This window comes from Leptospira perdikensis (genome assembly GCF_004769575.1).
Taxonomy (GTDB): Bacteria; Spirochaetota; Leptospiria; order Leptospirales; family Leptospiraceae; genus Leptospira_A; species Leptospira_A perdikensis.
In genome coordinates this window covers 566,890-581,900 of sequence record NZ_RQGA01000014.1, presented here as the reverse complement: position 1 = coordinate 581,900, position 15,011 = coordinate 566,890, and the positions used below count along the sequence as shown (strand labels likewise).

The window sequence follows — 15,011 nt, the reverse complement described above, 5'->3', positions numbered from 1 at the left end:
TTTGCCTATGCGAAGGATTCTTGCTTCCATGGAAACAAAGTAGGTAATCATGAATTTAGATCTTAATCCTCAAGAAACAAAACATCTTTTGAATGCACTCGCTGTGTTCGAATGGGTGAGTAATTCCCCACACGAAGAAACAGACCCTTCTGTAGATGAATTCATCCAGTCCCTTTTAAAAAAACTTTCTGCCGGTGGCGAAAAGGGCCCGATTGATTCTGAAAACGGACTCTATACTATTTCCGAAGAATACTTTCAAGAAGTATTCGAATCTTATATTGAACCATATAACGATGATATCTTTTGGACAGATCTTTCTACCGAACTGGCTCAAAGAGATTTAGAACAAAAAGTATCTGCCAAAGACCTCGAAGCTTTAGCTCCAGAAGATTACGAAGCCAAAGTAGCCAAGGAAGCAGAGAAGTATGATTCTGAATTTGAAAAGAATGGTGTGGATAATCTTTTTCTTAAAAAATAAACAAAGACTAGGTTAAAAACTTTTAAGTAGGTTTTTCCCATTCAATCAGAACCATCGTTTGGTCATCCTCTTGTTCTTCTTTCCCTTGGAAAAGGAACAATTGGATGACGAGCTCAGCAAGAACTCGCTCTGATTCTTTTTCTTGGTAATCACTTAAAATCTTTTGGATTCTCTCCATTCCAAACTCTTCTCTCGATTCGTTTTTTTGTTCCAACATACCATCTGTAAACAAAAGGATTCGATCTCCCATAGCCATCTGAAATTGTTTTTGTGTATAGGGTTGGTCTTTTTTGAGCCCAATGATATTCCCTGTACGATCTAAGATGGATTGTTTATTGGCTGACTGGAAAATTTGGTTTGGGTGACCAGCTGACGAGTAGTAGATGGTCTTTGTATTTGTATTTATATCTAATAAAAACCCAGAGAATACAATTTTTAGTCCAGAAAATTTATTTTGAATTTTTTGGTTGAGATGGTTCATTAAATCATCTGTTTTTGTAATGAAACGTTTGATGGCCTCATATTCTGATTTGATTGCCATAGTATAAAGGGCGGCTTGGATTCCGTGTCCTGTAGCATCAGCGACAAAAAAACGAACCGTTCCATCATCCAACTCAAAGATATCATAAAAATCTCCACCCACTTCTTCTTGTGGTTGGAAATACAAATGGATTTTTAAATGTTCAAATTTGATTCCATCTTGTGGTAGGATCTTTTGTTGAATTTTTTTCGCAAGTAAGAGATCCTTTTTGATTCGATTTAAAGAGGAATTTAACTGGAATGTTCTTTCTGAAACAATTTGTTCCAAATTTTCTGTCACTGCAAGTAAAGATTCGTTACTAATCTTTAAACTCATTGCTAGTTCCTCAGCACGTAAAAATGCATTGGCCACCCGACTAGAGAGAATGAGTGATTGAATAAAAATAAAACAAAGTAGGGCATAAGGAGTAAGTCCTATTCCGCGGTTGTTTACACTGTGTCTTAAAATATCAAACGCAACCGAAAAAGCTAAAATGAGAAGTCCTAAAAAAAACAATTTGGAATTGGGCCGTTTGTTGATCACAGCTTTTAGGTTGATATGGATGACATACCCAATCGTAAAAAAGGCTAATACTTGGAACCCGTATAATAAAATGGTAAATATTGAAATCGGTAAAAAAAGTGTAAGGGCAAAGATCGTACTAGCTATGAGAGCATATCGAACATACTTTTGATTGGAGTCTTGTGGAAAAAGAGAATAGATGAATAATAAAAATGTAGGTACAGCAAAATAATAAGAAGCAAATTCAATCCGAAATGCGGTAGGCCAATGGAAACTAGGAAATACCTCGAGGATGTATCTTTCTCCAGTGAAGGCAAGTCGTATCCCAAGCAAAAAACAAAAGAGAGCAAAGTAAAAGATGGAAGTTTCTTTTCGTTTATAAAAGTACAATCCAAAATGATACAAACCAATGAGAACAAGGGCTCCCAGCAAAAAGAGTTCGCGTGCGTTAGCGAGCATCTTCTCCCGATCCAGTGCATTTTTATTTCCTAAACTCGGAATGGCCCAAAACCCACCAAAGTTGTTATCATAATTTGCAATATGAAAAACAAGTTCGATCACTTCCTGGTCGGGGATGAGGGTATAGTATTTTGATTTGATTCTTGGTGTATCATCAAATTTGTTGATCCCTGGTTTTCCTTGCCCACCGATCAAAACTCCATTCGCAAAAAATCGATAGGAGGAAGCAATGTCGGGAATATAAATTCTTAATTCTTGACCTATGGTCTGTTTGTTTATATGGATGAACGCTCGTAAGGTGACATGTCCTGTTCTTGGTAATTCTTCACCGTCAAATTCTTCATCTTGCCAAGAATTAGGAATGGCTAAGTATCCTGTAAGAGGTTTTTCGCCATGAAAGGGGGGATAATGGAACTCACCAAAATAAAATTCCCATTCCCCATGTAGATCAACAATGGTGTTTTCTTTGAAAATGACATCGCGTATGTCAAGAACCCCTTGGCGGAACCGATGTGGTTCTTCCTGTTCGGGATTCATACAAGCAAGGTGTAAAAGCAGAAGTGGAATCACTCCTGCCAGAAGAATTAGTTTTCGCATAAACGGATTTTAGCTTTTTTCTTTGTATGGGAAAGGATTAATTTCGTCCAGAATATCCTATCACATCCATAAAAGCTGAAACTGAAAACACTGCCTTTCCAGGACCCGGTTCTCCGTAACCAGGAGGAGTAGGCAAACCATACTGTTCAAAGGTTTCTTTCCATGCACGGAGGAGTTCACAAAAATACACAAGGGGTGGGCCCGCTTGTTGGCCAAGAGTCGTATAAGGTTCAGGGCACCAAGCGGTAAATCTAGGAACAATTCCTTTCGACATAAAAAAATCTAAACCTTGTTTCGTGGAATTGATTGCTTCCGCTACTGTTTTGAAACCCCAAGGTTCGGAGAGTTCCACTCCACCCACAAAGTTAGGAATCACATTTTCTGGACCAAACACTTCCGCTGAATCCACAACTCTGCGAATCCAATTTTCATAACCAATCCAACTCGACTTTCCAGGACAGATTTTCTCAAAAAGTGCCTTATCCCAAACTTCATAATTGGGATGGTAAATTTGGATTCCAGCATCTTTAAACTTTTGGCAGTCTTCTTTTTCAAATGCCTGGGCCACAAGTTTTCCCATCCATCGTTTGGGGAACCGAGCTTCAATGGCTTCTGGGTATTGGAGATAAAAGTCCACTTCTGATTTTTTCTTTAGATTGGTAAGGACAGAACCCCCTGTAAGAGTGTATACTTTGGCAATTTGGTCTTCGGCATCCACCCAAGAGAGGACTTCTAAGATATCCTCTACGTCCTTCACTCCCGTATACGGTCTACCCGCACCTTTTTGTTGGCGGTAATTGTGGTTGATATCGCAATACGCACATTCTTCGTCTTTTCCAAAATATTGGCAGTTACGAAACACTGTCAGATACAAAAGGTAACCCCATTCGATGACAGGTGCGATCTCACCTGGCAACTTCCCTGACTTGGTTTTGTGTTTGTACCACGAAGGAATTGGTGGGTATTCTGCACTACCAATCTCTGTTTCCTCTAGAAACAAAGTGGGGATTCCTTCTTTTAGTTTCATTTTGTAGGGAGAGTTGGGGTTGTTTCTCGTGGAGATCACTGTTTTTAAAAGGCCGAAGTGTCCCCCTGAGATTTTGATTTCCTCTGGAGCTTTGGTATCTGCCCCATCTTTTAGGTCGGCAAGGGGAATATGATCAAAGGAAAAGATAAAATAGTCTTTGGATTTATAAGGATCTTTGACTTGAAATGCCTCAGGAAAGAAGTGAATCCCTTGTCTCAGGATGTCTTGTTTGACAATGGCTTCCATCGGTAGGTCTTTGTATGTCCTTTCCATTTCTTCTAGGAGTTTGATGGAGGAGGCAGGTCTTTGGTTTAATGTAGAGGTTTCAGCCATAATGGGAGTTTTTTTCTTCCTCCATCTTAGACAAAGCGATTTTCCCAAAAAAACCCTTCATTTCCGTTGAAAATCGCTAGTTTTGGGCAAAAATACTTAAAATTCGTTTACAAATCCAGTCACTAAATTATTTTTTTTCCGAACTAATGAAATTTTTTTCATTCTAGAAAAAAATACAAAAAAGCTGGGAATTTCTGATCTCCCAGTTTGTTGATTAAAGTAACGAAAGTTGAATTTCACTAAGGGACAGGACGATATGAAAGCATCGAAACTAACCATAATGGGCCTTGCGCTTCTTTTTACTGGTCTTACAGTTTGTAAGAAACCAGACGCAGAAGTGTCCGAGGCACCTAAAAAAGCGGCAGATTTATCTGCGGTAGTCGTATTTGCGGTAGGAGATTCAAAAATCCAACACGCAGACCAAACAGAAGAAAAAGCACAGCTTGGTGCCCTTCTGAAATCCGGGGATAATGTAGTCACAGGCGACAATGGAAAAGTAGACATCCAATTTGCGGATGGATCGAGCATTCGTATCTCTCCTAAGTCCGCGATTGACTTTGCAAAACTCTCCCAAGACAATTCAGGAACTACAGACACTCAAATTGCTCTAGTTTCCGGAAAGGTATTTGCGAAAGTTAACAAAGCTAAGAAAGAAGACAACTTTACTGTCGTAACACCGACTGCGATTGCGGGTGTGCGAGGAACGTCTTTTATCGTAGAAGCTGCTGATGGAAAACCTGCGAAAGTAAAAGTAGTAGATGGTGCGGTTGCATTTGCTCCACGTGTTCCTGCTTTAGAAAAACTTTCTACAGAGGAAATTTCTGGAAATGCTGACTTGAAAAAACTCCAAGACTCTCTTGCAAAAGCAGAGGTCATCTTAGAGAAAGACCAAGCATCCACTCAATCAGCTAAGTCTGCTGACCTTGCAAAGTCTGCTGACATCAAATCTTTGGATTTGAGCAAAGCATTCAAAACTTCTGAGAAAGAAAAACTCGTTGTTGAAAATGCAAAACTGACTAAAAACGAAGAACAAGAAATCAAAACAATCGTGACAGTGGACAAACAAACTGCACAAGAGATTGTAAAACTTAGCGAATCAGCTCAAACTGAAAAGTTAGATGAGTTGAAAAAACAAGAAATTGATGCTAAGAGACAAGTGATTGAACAAGACGTTGCAAAACGCCAAGAAGCTGAGAAGAAAAAATTCGAAGAGTCTTTGGCTAACCAACCAAAAGAGTTCAAATCTAAAAAAGACATTGTAAACTACTACGAAAGAATTGAAAAAATCGTATTAGTAGACGGTAAAACAGTGATTGGAGCGATCATCAACCAAGAAAACGGTCAGTTGATTGTTCACACTGAAAATGGGGTCAAAAAAATTGATATGGACAATGTGGAAGAAGTCATTTACGACCTTCAACAAAAATCTAAATTCTAAATAAACCAACCCTTAAGTAGAAAAGAAGCCTGGAGGAGAAATCCTTCGGGCTTTTTTTATGTACAACGAATCCTTTAGACACTATATATTTTTTACCCAAAATCAATGGAGGAAGACGCGTATAATTTAGCTTTTGTGTTTGTAACGAGAGATCTTATCGATGGAAAGGACGATCAATTTTCTTTGGATTTGTATTCATTCCAAAGGATACGAATGGCATTGATGAGTGGACTTGCTTCAATGACTAGTAAGTTGGATTCGTATTTCACAAGTAAGGTGCTATTTCCAAACCGGTCCATCTCACCCCATTCCACTTGTAAGTCTGAAGAATGAGCCAATGCCTTTTGAATGAGGACTTTGACCTCAAAATCAGTTAGGGTTTCTCCAACTTCACTTAAGTCCTTTAAGATGGAGAAAAAGAAAGTTTTGGCAAGTTCCTCTTGGAATGCCTCCAAATGTTCTTGGTCCATACCTAACCTTTCGGACTAATTGGAAGTTTGGTCGGAAAAATATTCATCGGCATGGTAAGAAGAACGAACCAGTGGGCCGGATGCTACGATTTTAAACCCAATTTTATAGGAATATTCTTTCCAAAACTCAAAAGCCTCAGGCTTTACAAATTCTTGGACAGGGTAATGAGTGGGGCCTGGTTGGAGATATTGGCCAATGGTAAGCATCCGCACACCATGTGAATACAAATCCCCTAAACATTGTTTGATATCTTCCTCATTTTCTCCAAGCCCGAGAATCAATCCACTTTTGGTAAGGAAACCGTTTTCAGAAATATGTTTGAGAACATCGAGCGAACGTTTGTAGTTTTTTTGAGGGGCAATCGTTGGAAAGAGTCGTTCTACGGTTTCAATGTTGTGGTTGATGATATTGGGTTTTGATGCATAGAGGATTTGTAAGGATTCCTCTTTGGCTTTGAAATCTGGAATCAAAACTTCGATGGAACAAGAAGGATGATAGGATTTGATTTTGGTAATGGTTTCGGCAAAGTGTCCTGCACCCCCATCTTTCAAATCATCCCGGTTCACAGCAGTAAGAACTACGTGACGTAACCCGAGCTCCGCCACAGACGTTGCGACTCTTTCCGGTTCTTCTAAATCCAATGCGTTTGGTTTTCCAAAGGCCACATCACAGTACTGGCACCGTCTTGTACAGATATCTCCAGAAAGCATATAAGTGGCAGTGCGTCGGTTCCAACAATGATTGAGATTGGGACAACTAGCAGATTCACAAACCGTATGCAGTTTTTTGGATTCTACCTCTCCTCGCACCTGGGAGAGGGCATCTCCGTCTGTTGGAAAACTCACTCGTACCTTCATCCACTCTGGATGTTGGGTCCGGGGGCTGATATTTTTGGAGCGAGGTTTCTTTTTTAACGGATTCATACCTTCTTTAGACTTTTTGAAATGAGGCCCCTTTGTAAAATGGAAAATCATGAGGATCAACGCATTTCTAGCCAAATTAGGTCTCGGTTCCCGTCGGAAAGTGGAAGAATTGGTCCTCGCGGGCCGAATCAAAGTGAATGGAAGCACCATCACAGACCTCTCCTTTCAGGTAGCCGAAACCGACTCTGTCAGTTTTGACGGAAAATCGGTTCAACTGGAAGAGGATTCACTAAAAAGACCCAAAATCATTGCCTTCAACAAACCACCAGGATACTTAACTTCGCATGAAGATAAGTTCCATGAAAATACGATCTTCTCACTTTTGCCAGAAGGATTTCAAAAATACAATTATGCGGGTCGTTTGGATTTGGATTCTCGGGGGCTTTTACTATTATCCATTGATGGGGACTTTATTCAAAAAGTAACTCACCCAAGGAACAAAATTGATAAAGAATATATCATTAGTTTGAAACAACCTGTCGCTTGGAAACCGATCGCTGACGAATTTATGTTAGGTGTAAGGGAAGGTGGTGAAACACTTCGGGCACTTTCTGTAAAACCAGCCAATGTGGTTCCCGAAAAGACGAACCCAGGGTTTACCAGTTACCTCAGTATCATTTTAAAAGAAGGAAAAAAACGGCAAATCCGTAGAATGTGTAAGGCCAAGGAAATGGTGGTTCTTGATCTCTATCGAATTAGGATTGGAAAACTGGATCTACGCGACTTTGTGCTGGAAGAAGGCAAATATAAGGTTGTTACCGAAGAGCAGGTTCTTGGGAAACCGACTCCTTAATTTGGTTGAAGAATCCAATCCGCTCTTAAAATGGTGAGGTTAGGGGATTTGTGTTTTTGAAATCAAAACCGTTTTTATTATATCCAGTGGCTCTTTTCTTTTTTGTCTTTTTGGTAGATAAAATTTTCCTTTTGCCTGTCTTTCATGAAGAGTTCCTTCAAGCAGGAAATTCCGTTTTTTATTTTCAACGAACAGTGCTCGCCAAGCGATTGTTAACGGACAAAGAGCTGAGTGATAAAAAACTGGCTCTTGTTTTTGGGGATTCACGGTCGTATCCGTTTTCAGAATTAGGAATCCCTGAACCTTATCGAAAAGATTGGACTCTTTATAATTTCAGTAGTCCACAAGGAATTCCTATGAATTCCTATATTCAATTAAAAAAACTATTGGAATCGGGTGTTAAACCGGAGTTTGTCATTCTTTCGCTCAGTCCAGAAGCGTTTGATGACAATAAAGGATTTATTTTGTCTCCGTTTCTTCGAATGGGTTGTGACAAGGACTGTTTAGACATTGTATGGAAAGACATTCCCCTAAAAGAAAAATGGACTTACTTTTTAGATAAGATATTTACCATTCGTAGTGTAGAATTAAATCTCTCTCTTTTTACTTCCAGACTCAAACAAGGGAAACTACGAGAATATAAATCACGTTATAATCAAGAGTTTCAATTAATCAATTATACCAAAGGGGAATATTTGATTTATGGGGTTCAGTCTAATCCTATTGAAAAAATCAAAAAAGACACACTCCGAATTGGAAGTTTGTATATGAGCTCTTATTCTTTGGGTGAATCACAAAAACCTTATGTAGAGGCTTTTTTGGAACTCACAAAGAAGAATCAAATCAAAACACTTGTTCTTTGGCCTAAGGTTTATGGTGATTATTACAATTACTATGAAAAGTTTCATATAAAAGAAATTTGGTGGGATCCAATGGAGATCCTTGCCACTTCTTATGGAGCTTATCCTTTGAATTGGAATAAACCTGGAACTTGCGATTTATTTAATGATGCATCCCACCAGTCTGCTTTTTGTTTTATCGATCAGATGAAAGAGATTTGGGTAAATTACGCTGAAAAATAGATTTAAAAGTTTACCGAGTAAAATCAAAGCACCGCTTTCGGTAAAAAGAAATAAACGTTCTCTCCGGTTTGCTATTTGGAGTTTGATTAGTAGTTCTGTATCCATTTGGTCGATCTTAGCCATTACGAATTTGTCCGGTCATTCACTTCTTATTGGTTCGTTTGGGGCCACAGCCGTACTTTTATTTGCAGTACCAGATGCACCACTTTCTCAACCAAGAAATTTAATCGGAGGTCATTTGATCTCTGCTAGCATTGCAGTGATTCTTGTGGCGACCCTCGGGACCAATTTTTTTACCATCGGGTTTTCTGTGGGACTTTCGATTTTTGTGATGTATATGACTCACACCTTACATCCACCAGGTGGTGCAACGGCTATGATTGGAGTACTCGGAGGAGTGGGGGCTGATTTTATTATATTTCCCGTGTTTATCGGGATAATGATTCTACTTGTGAATGCTTTAGTAGTAAATAATTTGGTCCACCACCGAAAGTATCCGGTGGTGTGGTTTTAGTTTTTTACCAGTTTAATTTTTTAGAATCTTCAACAAACTTTGCAAGTCCACTGTCAGTAAGTGGGTGTTTGAAAAGCATTTCAAATACAGAGTAAGGTAGGGTAACACAGTCAGCACCACGAAGAGCTACTTCTTTGAAGTGGATAGGGTGACGAACAGATGCTGCAAGGATTTGAGTTTCGATTCCGTAGTTGTCATAAATGTCTCGGATCTCAGAGATAAGTTCTAATCCATCATAACCAATATCATCCAAACGACCCACAAAAGGGGAGATGAAACTAGCACCCGCTTTGGCAGCAAGTAGGGCTTGGTTTGCAGTAAAACAAAGTGTGACGTTTGTTTGAATTCCTTGTTCCGAGAAAACTTTCACTGCTTTGATTCCTTCTGGAATGAGGGGAACTTTTACGACTACATTTTCTGCAATTTTAGAAAGTTCTAAACCTTCTTTAATCATCGTGGGAGCATCAGTGGCAAGGACTTCTGCGCTCACAGGTCCTTTTACAAAACTACAAATTTCTTTGATGACTTCCGTGAACTTACGGCCGGATTTTGCGATGATGGATGGGTTGGTGGTGATCCCGTCTAGGAGGCCAAGTTCATGGACTTTTTTGATTTCGTCGATGTTGGCTGTGTCTAAAAATAAATTCATTTTGCCTCGTATGGATGGCTTGGATGCACCAAGCCTCACGAGACAGGGTAACTACGGGATTAAATCCCGCAAGGTTTTTGTTTCTTGAACGCTGAAGAAATCGACATAATCTTTAGCGATTACCTCTTTTAAGTTGGCCGAAAAATAATCAATCCGACGTGTGTAAGGAGCTTTTTTGTAACCTTCTCTCCAAACGACGGCAAATCCACCGCGAGGAGGGTTTTCTCTTCTTTCCACAAGTTCCCAAATGGCCGCTCCCGAAACTTTATCATCCCCAATGGCTTCCTTTCTGGGTTTGCCATATTTTTTCTCCATCTTCTCTTTGATTTTTTCGGAAGGGACCAAGTTGAAAGTCACCCCAACGGAGAAGAGGATTCCATTTTCGCGAAACTCTGTTTGTCCATCAATGGAAGGATCATTTTCTGCAGCACCCTCTCGTTTCGGGCGGACTTCTTTGAGCAGTTCCGGTGTTTTATAAAAACGATAAAGGTAGAAGATCCCATTTCGTTTGATGAGAAGGCTTTCCTCTTTTTTTTCATTTAAGAGTTCAATCTTTTCCTTTGATTCCGGGTTCGTTGCCATAGACAAAAATTTTTCGCGGATGGATTCAAAGGTCATCCCCCAAGAAGCTTCTGCAAATCCATCCAAACTGTTGGGCATTTCTGTTTGGGCAGTGAGAAGTCCAGGAAGTAGAAAAAGAAGGAAAATCAGATATTTCTTCATATGATTTCTATCGGTCAAATTTCCAAAAAAGAGAAACTGTTTCTTACTTAAAATCGTCGTGGAAAGGGTCATCCCCCAAACCAAAATCATCTGTCTCTTCTGTGAATGGCCCTTCTTCTTCCTCTTCCCAAACATTGTCCTGTACAGAACTGGAAGCTCCGGAAGGTGAACCCCAATCATCCTCAGATTCATAGGCATAGGAAGAATTGTTTTCTTCAAAGCTCATCCCCAAAATGGGCTCCCGGTTCCAAAGGAAAACAAGAACCGGAATTTGTAATAGGAGAAGGAGTAAGTAAAACAAAAAGAAAAGGTCGCGGTCGAGTCCGTAGTGAACAGCTCCCGCAGATAAATTCCCAAGTGCTAGTCCTGAGAGTGCCGGCTTTACGAGAGCGAGGTATTTTTCTCCGCGGTAAGCCTCTTTTAAGAAGGGAAAGGAAAAGAAAAGAGCCAAAAAGAAAATTGGCATATGGAAGATATGTTCGAAAGGTCCAGGCCCCTTTTCTCCGAGGACTGAACCAAGAAGGGACCAAAGCCAAACAAGGAGGACACTACCGAAAAATGCCCCGATCCCATAGATCAAATTTCCTCCCGATTCCAAAACATCCAAACAAATGCGGAACACATCCCCGCGAATGTCTGTTAGTTCCTCTCTGCGGTAATTTGTTTTGGCCGAAAAGAATAGTATCTTAACATAATAAACTAATACGGCCGTAAACAAAACAAAGAAGGTGAGAAATAAGAGGAAAAGAAAAAATTCCATTAGTGACGGAAATGCCTCATTCCAGTGAAAACCATAATGAGACCATGTTCGTCTGCCGCTTGAATGACTTCTTCATCACGGATGGATCCACCAGGTTGGATGATGGCTTTCGCACCCACTTTGGCAATGGCATCGATTCCATCTCGGAAAGGAAAAAATGCATCACTACCGACATAAGAACCGACAACGGATAGTCCCACTTTTTGAGCTTTCATGGCACCGAGTTCCACCGAGTCCACACGGGACATTTGTCCGGCTCCAATTCCAAGAGTTGAGTTTTGGTCCGTGTAAACAATTGCATTGGATTTGATAAACTTCACACAGTTCCAAGCGAACATCAAACCTTCTAAATCATCAGCTGTTGGTTGTTTTTTAGAAACAATTTTTAGTTTGTCTTTTGTGATCAAATCGTAGTCACGATTTTGAATGAGAAGTCCATGATGAAGTGAACGTAAATCTAGTTCATCTAAGGCCTCATCAAATTTGGCAATAGGAATTAAACGAATGTTAGGTTTTTTCCCGAAAATCTCCAAAGCTTCCTCAGAAAAACTTTCGGCAATCACACCTTCGACAAAGTTCTTTGTGATCTCTTCCGCAGATTCTTTTTCCACACGGCCATGGATTCCAATGATTCCACCAAAAGCAGAAATAGGATCTGTTTTCCTTGCGAGTTCAAAGGATTCCAGAACGTTTTCGCCAAAAGCAATCCCACATGGGTTTAAGTGTTTTACAATGGAAACTGCATTTTTGGGAAGTAAACTTGCCACGTGAAATGCTGCATCAAAATCCAACATATTATTAAAAGAGAGTTCTTTTCCTTGTAAGGCTTCAAACTGTGATTTGATGAATAGTGGTTCGTAGAAAGCAGCATCTTGGTGTGGGTTTTCACCATAACGCAGTTTTTGTTTTTTGTTAAAAGCAAAAGTAATTTTATCAGGATATTTGATATCTAACTTTTTATTAAAGAAGGTAGATATGGCGGAATCATAAGATGCAGTTTCCGAAAAAACTTTAGCAGCATATTGAAAAGCAGTTTCTCTAGATACTTTTCCTTTGTTTGCCGTAAACTCTGATTGGAAAGATTCATAATCTTTTGGATCAGTCAGAACCACAACATTTTTGTGATTTTTTGCCGCAGAACGGAGCATAGACGGTCCACCGATATCAATGTTTTCAATCGCATCTTCTAATGTTACATCTGGTTTCATCACCGTTTTTACAAATGGGTAAAGGTTCACAATCACAAGAGTGATGGGAACAATTCCATTAGTTTCCATTTGTTTTACGTGGTCGGGGTTTGTTGTGTCACCGAGAAGTCCACCATGGATTTTCGGATGAAGGGTTTTCACTCGGCCATGTAGGATTTCTGGAAAACCAGTAAACTCATCTACTTTTTTGACAGGAATACCTGCTTTGGAGAGGGCATCATAGGTTCCACCGGTGGAAAGAATTTCCACTCCGTTTTTCGCGAGGAAGGAACATATCTCCGTGATTCCGGCTTTATCGGATACGGATACGAGTGCTCGTTTGATTTCGATCATTTTAGGATTTCTACCTTTCTTTCTTTGATTTTTAGTTTATCTTCACAAAACAGTTGTATAGCGAGCGGAAGGATTTTGTGTTCTTCCGCAAGGATTGCAAGGGATAGTTCTTTTTCAGTCCATTCGGGAGCAATGGCAATCGCTTTTTGCAATATGATGGGACCTGTATCCACACCTTCTTCCACAAAATGAACCGTACACCCTGCAACTTTTACCCCATAGTCCAATGCTTGTTTTTGGGAATCGAGTCCAGGGAAGGCGGGAAGGAGACTTGGGTGGACATTGATGATCCGATTGCGGAACCGGAGAACAAATTCTGATTTTAGAATTCTCATGTAACCGCAAGCCACAATGAGATCTGGGTCGAAAGTTTCGACTTCCCCAAGGAGATCTTTGTGGTACTCGGCCTTTTGGGGATAGGTTGTGTAGGGAATGACCTTTGTCGCGATTCCAAAGGATTTAGCAATGCCGAGGGCCTTTGCCTCGGGGTTGTCTGTCACAAGGGCTACCAGGTCGAGCTTTAGCTTTTTTTTACGAATGTACTCGACGGAAGCGGTAAAATTGGACCCTCTACCCGAGGCCAAAAAAACGACACGTTTTATTTTTCCCATGTGATATTCTAAGAATATTCACTTGGGTCATTAAGCAAGTATCCTTTTTGGTCGATGGGAATACTCAGGAGAAAAAAATGTCGCTTGCGAGAAAAACCGGTGCCTCTGCTTACAATGAATACAAAGCCAATGAGATATCTACCGTTAGCCAAATCAAACTGATTGTGATGCTCTTTGACGGAGCCATCCGATTCCTAGGTGTGGCAAAAGACAATATGACTCCCCGAAAATACGATGTTGTGAACAACAATATCATCAAAACCCAAGACATCATCACCGAACTTTTACTTTCTCTCAATATGGAAGAGGGGAAAGAGGTTGCGAACAATCTATTGTCCTTATACGTTTATTTGAAGAAAAGATTGTTAGAAGCCAATATGCTGAAAGACAAAAAAATCATCGAAGAGTGTATCAAAATCCTCATCGAATTAAAAATGTCATGGGAGGAGTTAGAAAAAAAGGACACTCCCAATCCAAGTGCAAATCCTGGCACACGACCTACGGGAATCTCCATTACCGGTTAATTTGTTTTACTTATGATTTCATCCAAACAAACCACAAAACAACTTTTACAGAAGAAAATCCAATATTTGGATTCTCTTATTTCCAATTTAAAAAGGGAAGATGAGTTATTGTCTTACCGAGATGCAGACTCCGCAGTGAAGTTGGAATTTAAAAATGAAACTTATGTAAGGAAGTTGGAAGAGGTCGACCGGGAACTGTGGGAAAGGCAGGAAATTGAAGTTTATTCTGCAGATGAAATTGCCATTTCCGAAACTGTTTTTGAAAGATTGGATGAAGCAAGAAATCTCCAACAAAAGGTACAAGAATTACTTGTATTCGAGATGAATGAGAGTAAAAAAGAGTATTGGGAATTTAGTATCAAACGAAAGCTAAAGTTTCATTTGATTCAGTCCTCTGGTCTCTCATGGACAAAAAATTACTGTTAAATGATTCCCTCCATTTTTTAGGCCTCTCTCCTGGATTTACAGAATTAGAGCTCAAAGAATCTTATCATAAACTAGCAAAAAAATACCATCCTGATTCCGGTGAGTTTACAAGTGATGTTATGTTTTTGGAGTTAAACAAACATTACGAATCCTTAAAAGATCATCTTCTCATCCATCCAGAAGAGGAGTCTTCTTTTTCTAGGAGTAGAGATGTGTCGATTTCTTCTGAAGTTCCTCCCGGTTCCAAACCGTCCAAGGATCCAGTATTCCAAGAATACAAACTTGCCAAAGAAAAAGAAACCGAAGCAATATTGCGTTATTACGAAAAAAGAAACCTCCATCCCATTGAACTTTCGGAAAATTTAAACAAGGAATTGGTTCAATTAAGAAAAGATCTGGAACCTGTTCTGTCTGTATATGCGGAGATTTTAAAAAAACATCCCACAAGCATTTGGGCAAATGATGCCAAAGATTCTTTAGAACGCCTTCGTGTTTGGTGGACTTAAACTAAAAAAAGCCGGATCAATGCTCCGGCTTTTTTCTTTTTCGAAACCAGTTCTTTTTGCCTTGGGCCACTAAACATCAGTGCTTTAAGCATAAAGAATCTTCTAGATTCAGAG

17 protein-coding genes are annotated in these 15,011 nt (G+C 39.8%); 8 read left to right on the top strand and 9 right to left on the bottom strand.

The features are described from left to right. Positions 1 to 49: 49 nt before the first annotated feature. Positions 50 to 478 (top strand): hypothetical protein, encoded by a 429-nt coding sequence (locus tag EHQ49_RS15535; protein WP_135580547.1) that lies wholly within the window; start codon positions 50 to 52, stop codon positions 476 to 478. A 22-nt stretch (positions 479 to 500) separates the two neighbouring features. Here the strand turns inward: EHQ49_RS15535 and EHQ49_RS15530 are convergent, their stop codons facing one another. Then, on the bottom strand, positions 501 to 2,576 hold the full coding sequence (locus EHQ49_RS15530) for a PP2C family protein-serine/threonine phosphatase (protein ID WP_135580546.1): 2,076 nt from the start codon (positions 2,574 to 2,576) through the stop codon (positions 501 to 503). Positions 2,577 to 2,613: 37 nt separating this feature from the next. Next, positions 2,614 to 3,936 (bottom strand): radical SAM protein, encoded by a 1,323-nt coding sequence (locus tag EHQ49_RS15525; protein WP_135580545.1) that lies wholly within the window; start codon positions 3,934 to 3,936, stop codon positions 2,614 to 2,616. A gap of 256 nt (positions 3,937 to 4,192) precedes the next feature. Here EHQ49_RS15525 and EHQ49_RS15520 point away from each other — a divergent pair, with 256 nt between their 5' ends. Continuing rightward, entirely contained in the window at positions 4,193 to 5,374 is a 1,182-nt protein-coding gene (locus EHQ49_RS15520; RefSeq protein ID WP_135580544.1) for a lipoprotein LipL45, read from the top strand. A gap of 173 nt (positions 5,375 to 5,547) precedes the next feature. On the opposite strand, the gene EHQ49_RS15515 is transcribed toward EHQ49_RS15520, so the two are convergent. Together EHQ49_RS15515 and lipA are read right to left on the bottom strand one after the other, a co-directional pair. Beyond that, the gene (locus EHQ49_RS15515; RefSeq protein ID WP_135580543.1) at positions 5,548 to 5,844 is read right to left on the bottom strand and encodes a hypothetical protein; all 297 of its coding nucleotides are present in this window, start codon (positions 5,842 to 5,844) and stop codon (positions 5,548 to 5,550) included. 15 nt (positions 5,845 to 5,859) lie between these two features. Further along, positions 5,860 to 6,768, bottom strand: a complete 909-nt coding sequence (lipA, locus tag EHQ49_RS15510) for a lipoyl synthase (RefSeq protein ID WP_167483014.1) — start codon at positions 6,766 to 6,768, stop codon at positions 5,860 to 5,862. A gap of 49 nt (positions 6,769 to 6,817) precedes the next feature. Here lipA and EHQ49_RS15505 point away from each other — a divergent pair, with 49 nt between their 5' ends. Genes EHQ49_RS15505 through EHQ49_RS15495 form a run of 3 tightly spaced genes read left to right on the top strand, consistent with a single transcriptional unit; the run spans position 6,818 to position 9,157 of the window. Beyond that, a complete protein-coding gene (locus tag EHQ49_RS15505; protein ID WP_135580541.1) occupies positions 6,818 to 7,561 on the top strand; it encodes a pseudouridine synthase in 744 nt (247 codons plus the stop codon). Between the two features lie 56 nt (positions 7,562 to 7,617). After that, positions 7,618 to 8,643 carry a DUF1574 domain-containing protein gene (locus EHQ49_RS15500; protein WP_135580540.1) on the top strand — a complete coding sequence of 342 codons (1,026 nt, stop codon included), beginning with the start codon at positions 7,618 to 7,620 and terminating at the stop codon, positions 8,641 to 8,643. Between the two features lie 22 nt (positions 8,644 to 8,665). Beyond that, the gene (locus EHQ49_RS15495; RefSeq protein ID WP_425269881.1) at positions 8,666 to 9,157 is read left to right on the top strand and encodes an HPP family protein; all 492 of its coding nucleotides are present in this window, start codon (positions 8,666 to 8,668) and stop codon (positions 9,155 to 9,157) included. Positions 9,158 to 9,161: 4 nt separating this feature from the next. Here the strand turns inward: EHQ49_RS15495 and fsa are convergent, their stop codons facing one another. The 5 genes from fsa to purN are packed head-to-tail and all read right to left on the bottom strand — an operon-like array spanning position 9,162 to position 13,441. Further along, positions 9,162 to 9,806: a fructose-6-phosphate aldolase gene (fsa, locus tag EHQ49_RS15490; RefSeq protein WP_135580538.1), complete on the bottom strand. Its 645-nt coding sequence runs from the start codon at positions 9,804 to 9,806 to the stop codon at positions 9,162 to 9,164. Between the two features lie 51 nt (positions 9,807 to 9,857). Continuing rightward, the gene (locus EHQ49_RS15485) at positions 9,858 to 10,529 is read right to left on the bottom strand and encodes a hypothetical protein (protein WP_135580537.1); all 672 of its coding nucleotides are present in this window, start codon (positions 10,527 to 10,529) and stop codon (positions 9,858 to 9,860) included. 43 nt (positions 10,530 to 10,572) lie between these two features. Further along, positions 10,573 to 11,289 carry a hypothetical protein gene (locus tag EHQ49_RS15480; RefSeq protein ID WP_135580536.1) on the bottom strand — a complete coding sequence of 239 codons (717 nt, stop codon included), beginning with the start codon at positions 11,287 to 11,289 and terminating at the stop codon, positions 10,573 to 10,575. Beyond that, the gene (purH, locus tag EHQ49_RS15475; protein WP_135580535.1) at positions 11,289 to 12,830 is read right to left on the bottom strand and encodes a bifunctional phosphoribosylaminoimidazolecarboxamide formyltransferase/IMP cyclohydrolase; all 1,542 of its coding nucleotides are present in this window, start codon (positions 12,828 to 12,830) and stop codon (positions 11,289 to 11,291) included. The genes EHQ49_RS15480 and purH overlap by 1 nt, the downstream gene beginning before the upstream one ends. Further along, positions 12,827 to 13,441, bottom strand: coding sequence for a phosphoribosylglycinamide formyltransferase (gene purN / locus EHQ49_RS15470; protein ID WP_135580534.1), 615 nt, complete (start codon positions 13,439 to 13,441; stop codon positions 12,827 to 12,829). The genes purH and purN overlap by 4 nt, the downstream gene beginning before the upstream one ends. A 77-nt stretch (positions 13,442 to 13,518) precedes the next feature. Between purN and fliS the strand changes: the two genes are divergently transcribed. From fliS to EHQ49_RS15455, 3 genes are read left to right on the top strand one after another with little or no spacing between them, the layout of a single operon-like run. Beyond that, on the top strand, positions 13,519 to 13,965 hold the full coding sequence (gene fliS, locus EHQ49_RS15465; protein WP_135580533.1) for a flagellar export chaperone FliS: 447 nt from the start codon (positions 13,519 to 13,521) through the stop codon (positions 13,963 to 13,965). Positions 13,966 to 13,977: 12 nt separating this feature from the next. Next, entirely contained in the window at positions 13,978 to 14,391 is a 414-nt protein-coding gene (locus EHQ49_RS15460) for a flagellar protein FlgN (protein ID WP_135580532.1), read from the top strand. Beyond that, a complete protein-coding gene (locus EHQ49_RS15455) occupies positions 14,370 to 14,897 on the top strand; it encodes a J domain-containing protein (protein WP_135580531.1) in 528 nt (175 codons plus the stop codon). The genes EHQ49_RS15460 and EHQ49_RS15455 overlap by 22 nt, the downstream gene beginning before the upstream one ends. Positions 14,898 to 15,011: the final 114 nt, after the last annotated feature.

Coding starts and splice junctions, on each gene's coding strand:
- purH (WP_135580535.1), bottom strand. CDS start 12,830: ATGATCGAAATCAAACGAGCACTCGTATCCGTATCCGATAAAGCCGGA.
- EHQ49_RS15530 (WP_135580546.1), bottom strand. CDS start 2,576: ATGCGAAAACTAATTCTTCTGGCAGGAGTGATTCCACTTCTGCTTTTA.
- EHQ49_RS15505 (WP_135580541.1), top strand. CDS start 6,818: ATGAGGATCAACGCATTTCTAGCCAAATTAGGTCTCGGTTCCCGTCGG.
- EHQ49_RS15460 (WP_135580532.1), top strand. CDS start 13,978: ATGATTTCATCCAAACAAACCACAAAACAACTTTTACAGAAGAAAATC.
- EHQ49_RS15520 (WP_135580544.1), top strand. CDS start 4,193: ATGAAAGCATCGAAACTAACCATAATGGGCCTTGCGCTTCTTTTTACT.
- EHQ49_RS15535 (WP_135580547.1), top strand. CDS start 50: ATGAATTTAGATCTTAATCCTCAAGAAACAAAACATCTTTTGAATGCA.
- purN (WP_135580534.1), bottom strand. CDS start 13,441: ATGGGAAAAATAAAACGTGTCGTTTTTTTGGCCTCGGGTAGAGGGTCC.
- EHQ49_RS15485 (WP_135580537.1), bottom strand. CDS start 10,529: ATGAAGAAATATCTGATTTTCCTTCTTTTTCTACTTCCTGGACTTCTC.
- fsa (WP_135580538.1), bottom strand. CDS start 9,806: ATGAATTTATTTTTAGACACAGCCAACATCGACGAAATCAAAAAAGTC.
- EHQ49_RS15515 (WP_135580543.1), bottom strand. CDS start 5,844: ATGGACCAAGAACATTTGGAGGCATTCCAAGAGGAACTTGCCAAAACT.
- lipA (WP_167483014.1), bottom strand. CDS start 6,768: ATGAATCCGTTAAAAAAGAAACCTCGCTCCAAAAATATCAGCCCCCGG.
- fliS (WP_135580533.1), top strand. CDS start 13,519: ATGTCGCTTGCGAGAAAAACCGGTGCCTCTGCTTACAATGAATACAAA.
- EHQ49_RS15525 (WP_135580545.1), bottom strand. CDS start 3,936: ATGGCTGAAACCTCTACATTAAACCAAAGACCTGCCTCCTCCATCAAA.
- EHQ49_RS15480 (WP_135580536.1), bottom strand. CDS start 11,289: ATGGAATTTTTTCTTTTCCTCTTATTTCTCACCTTCTTTGTTTTGTTT.
- EHQ49_RS15455 (WP_135580531.1), top strand. CDS start 14,370: ATGGACAAAAAATTACTGTTAAATGATTCCCTCCATTTTTTAGGCCTC.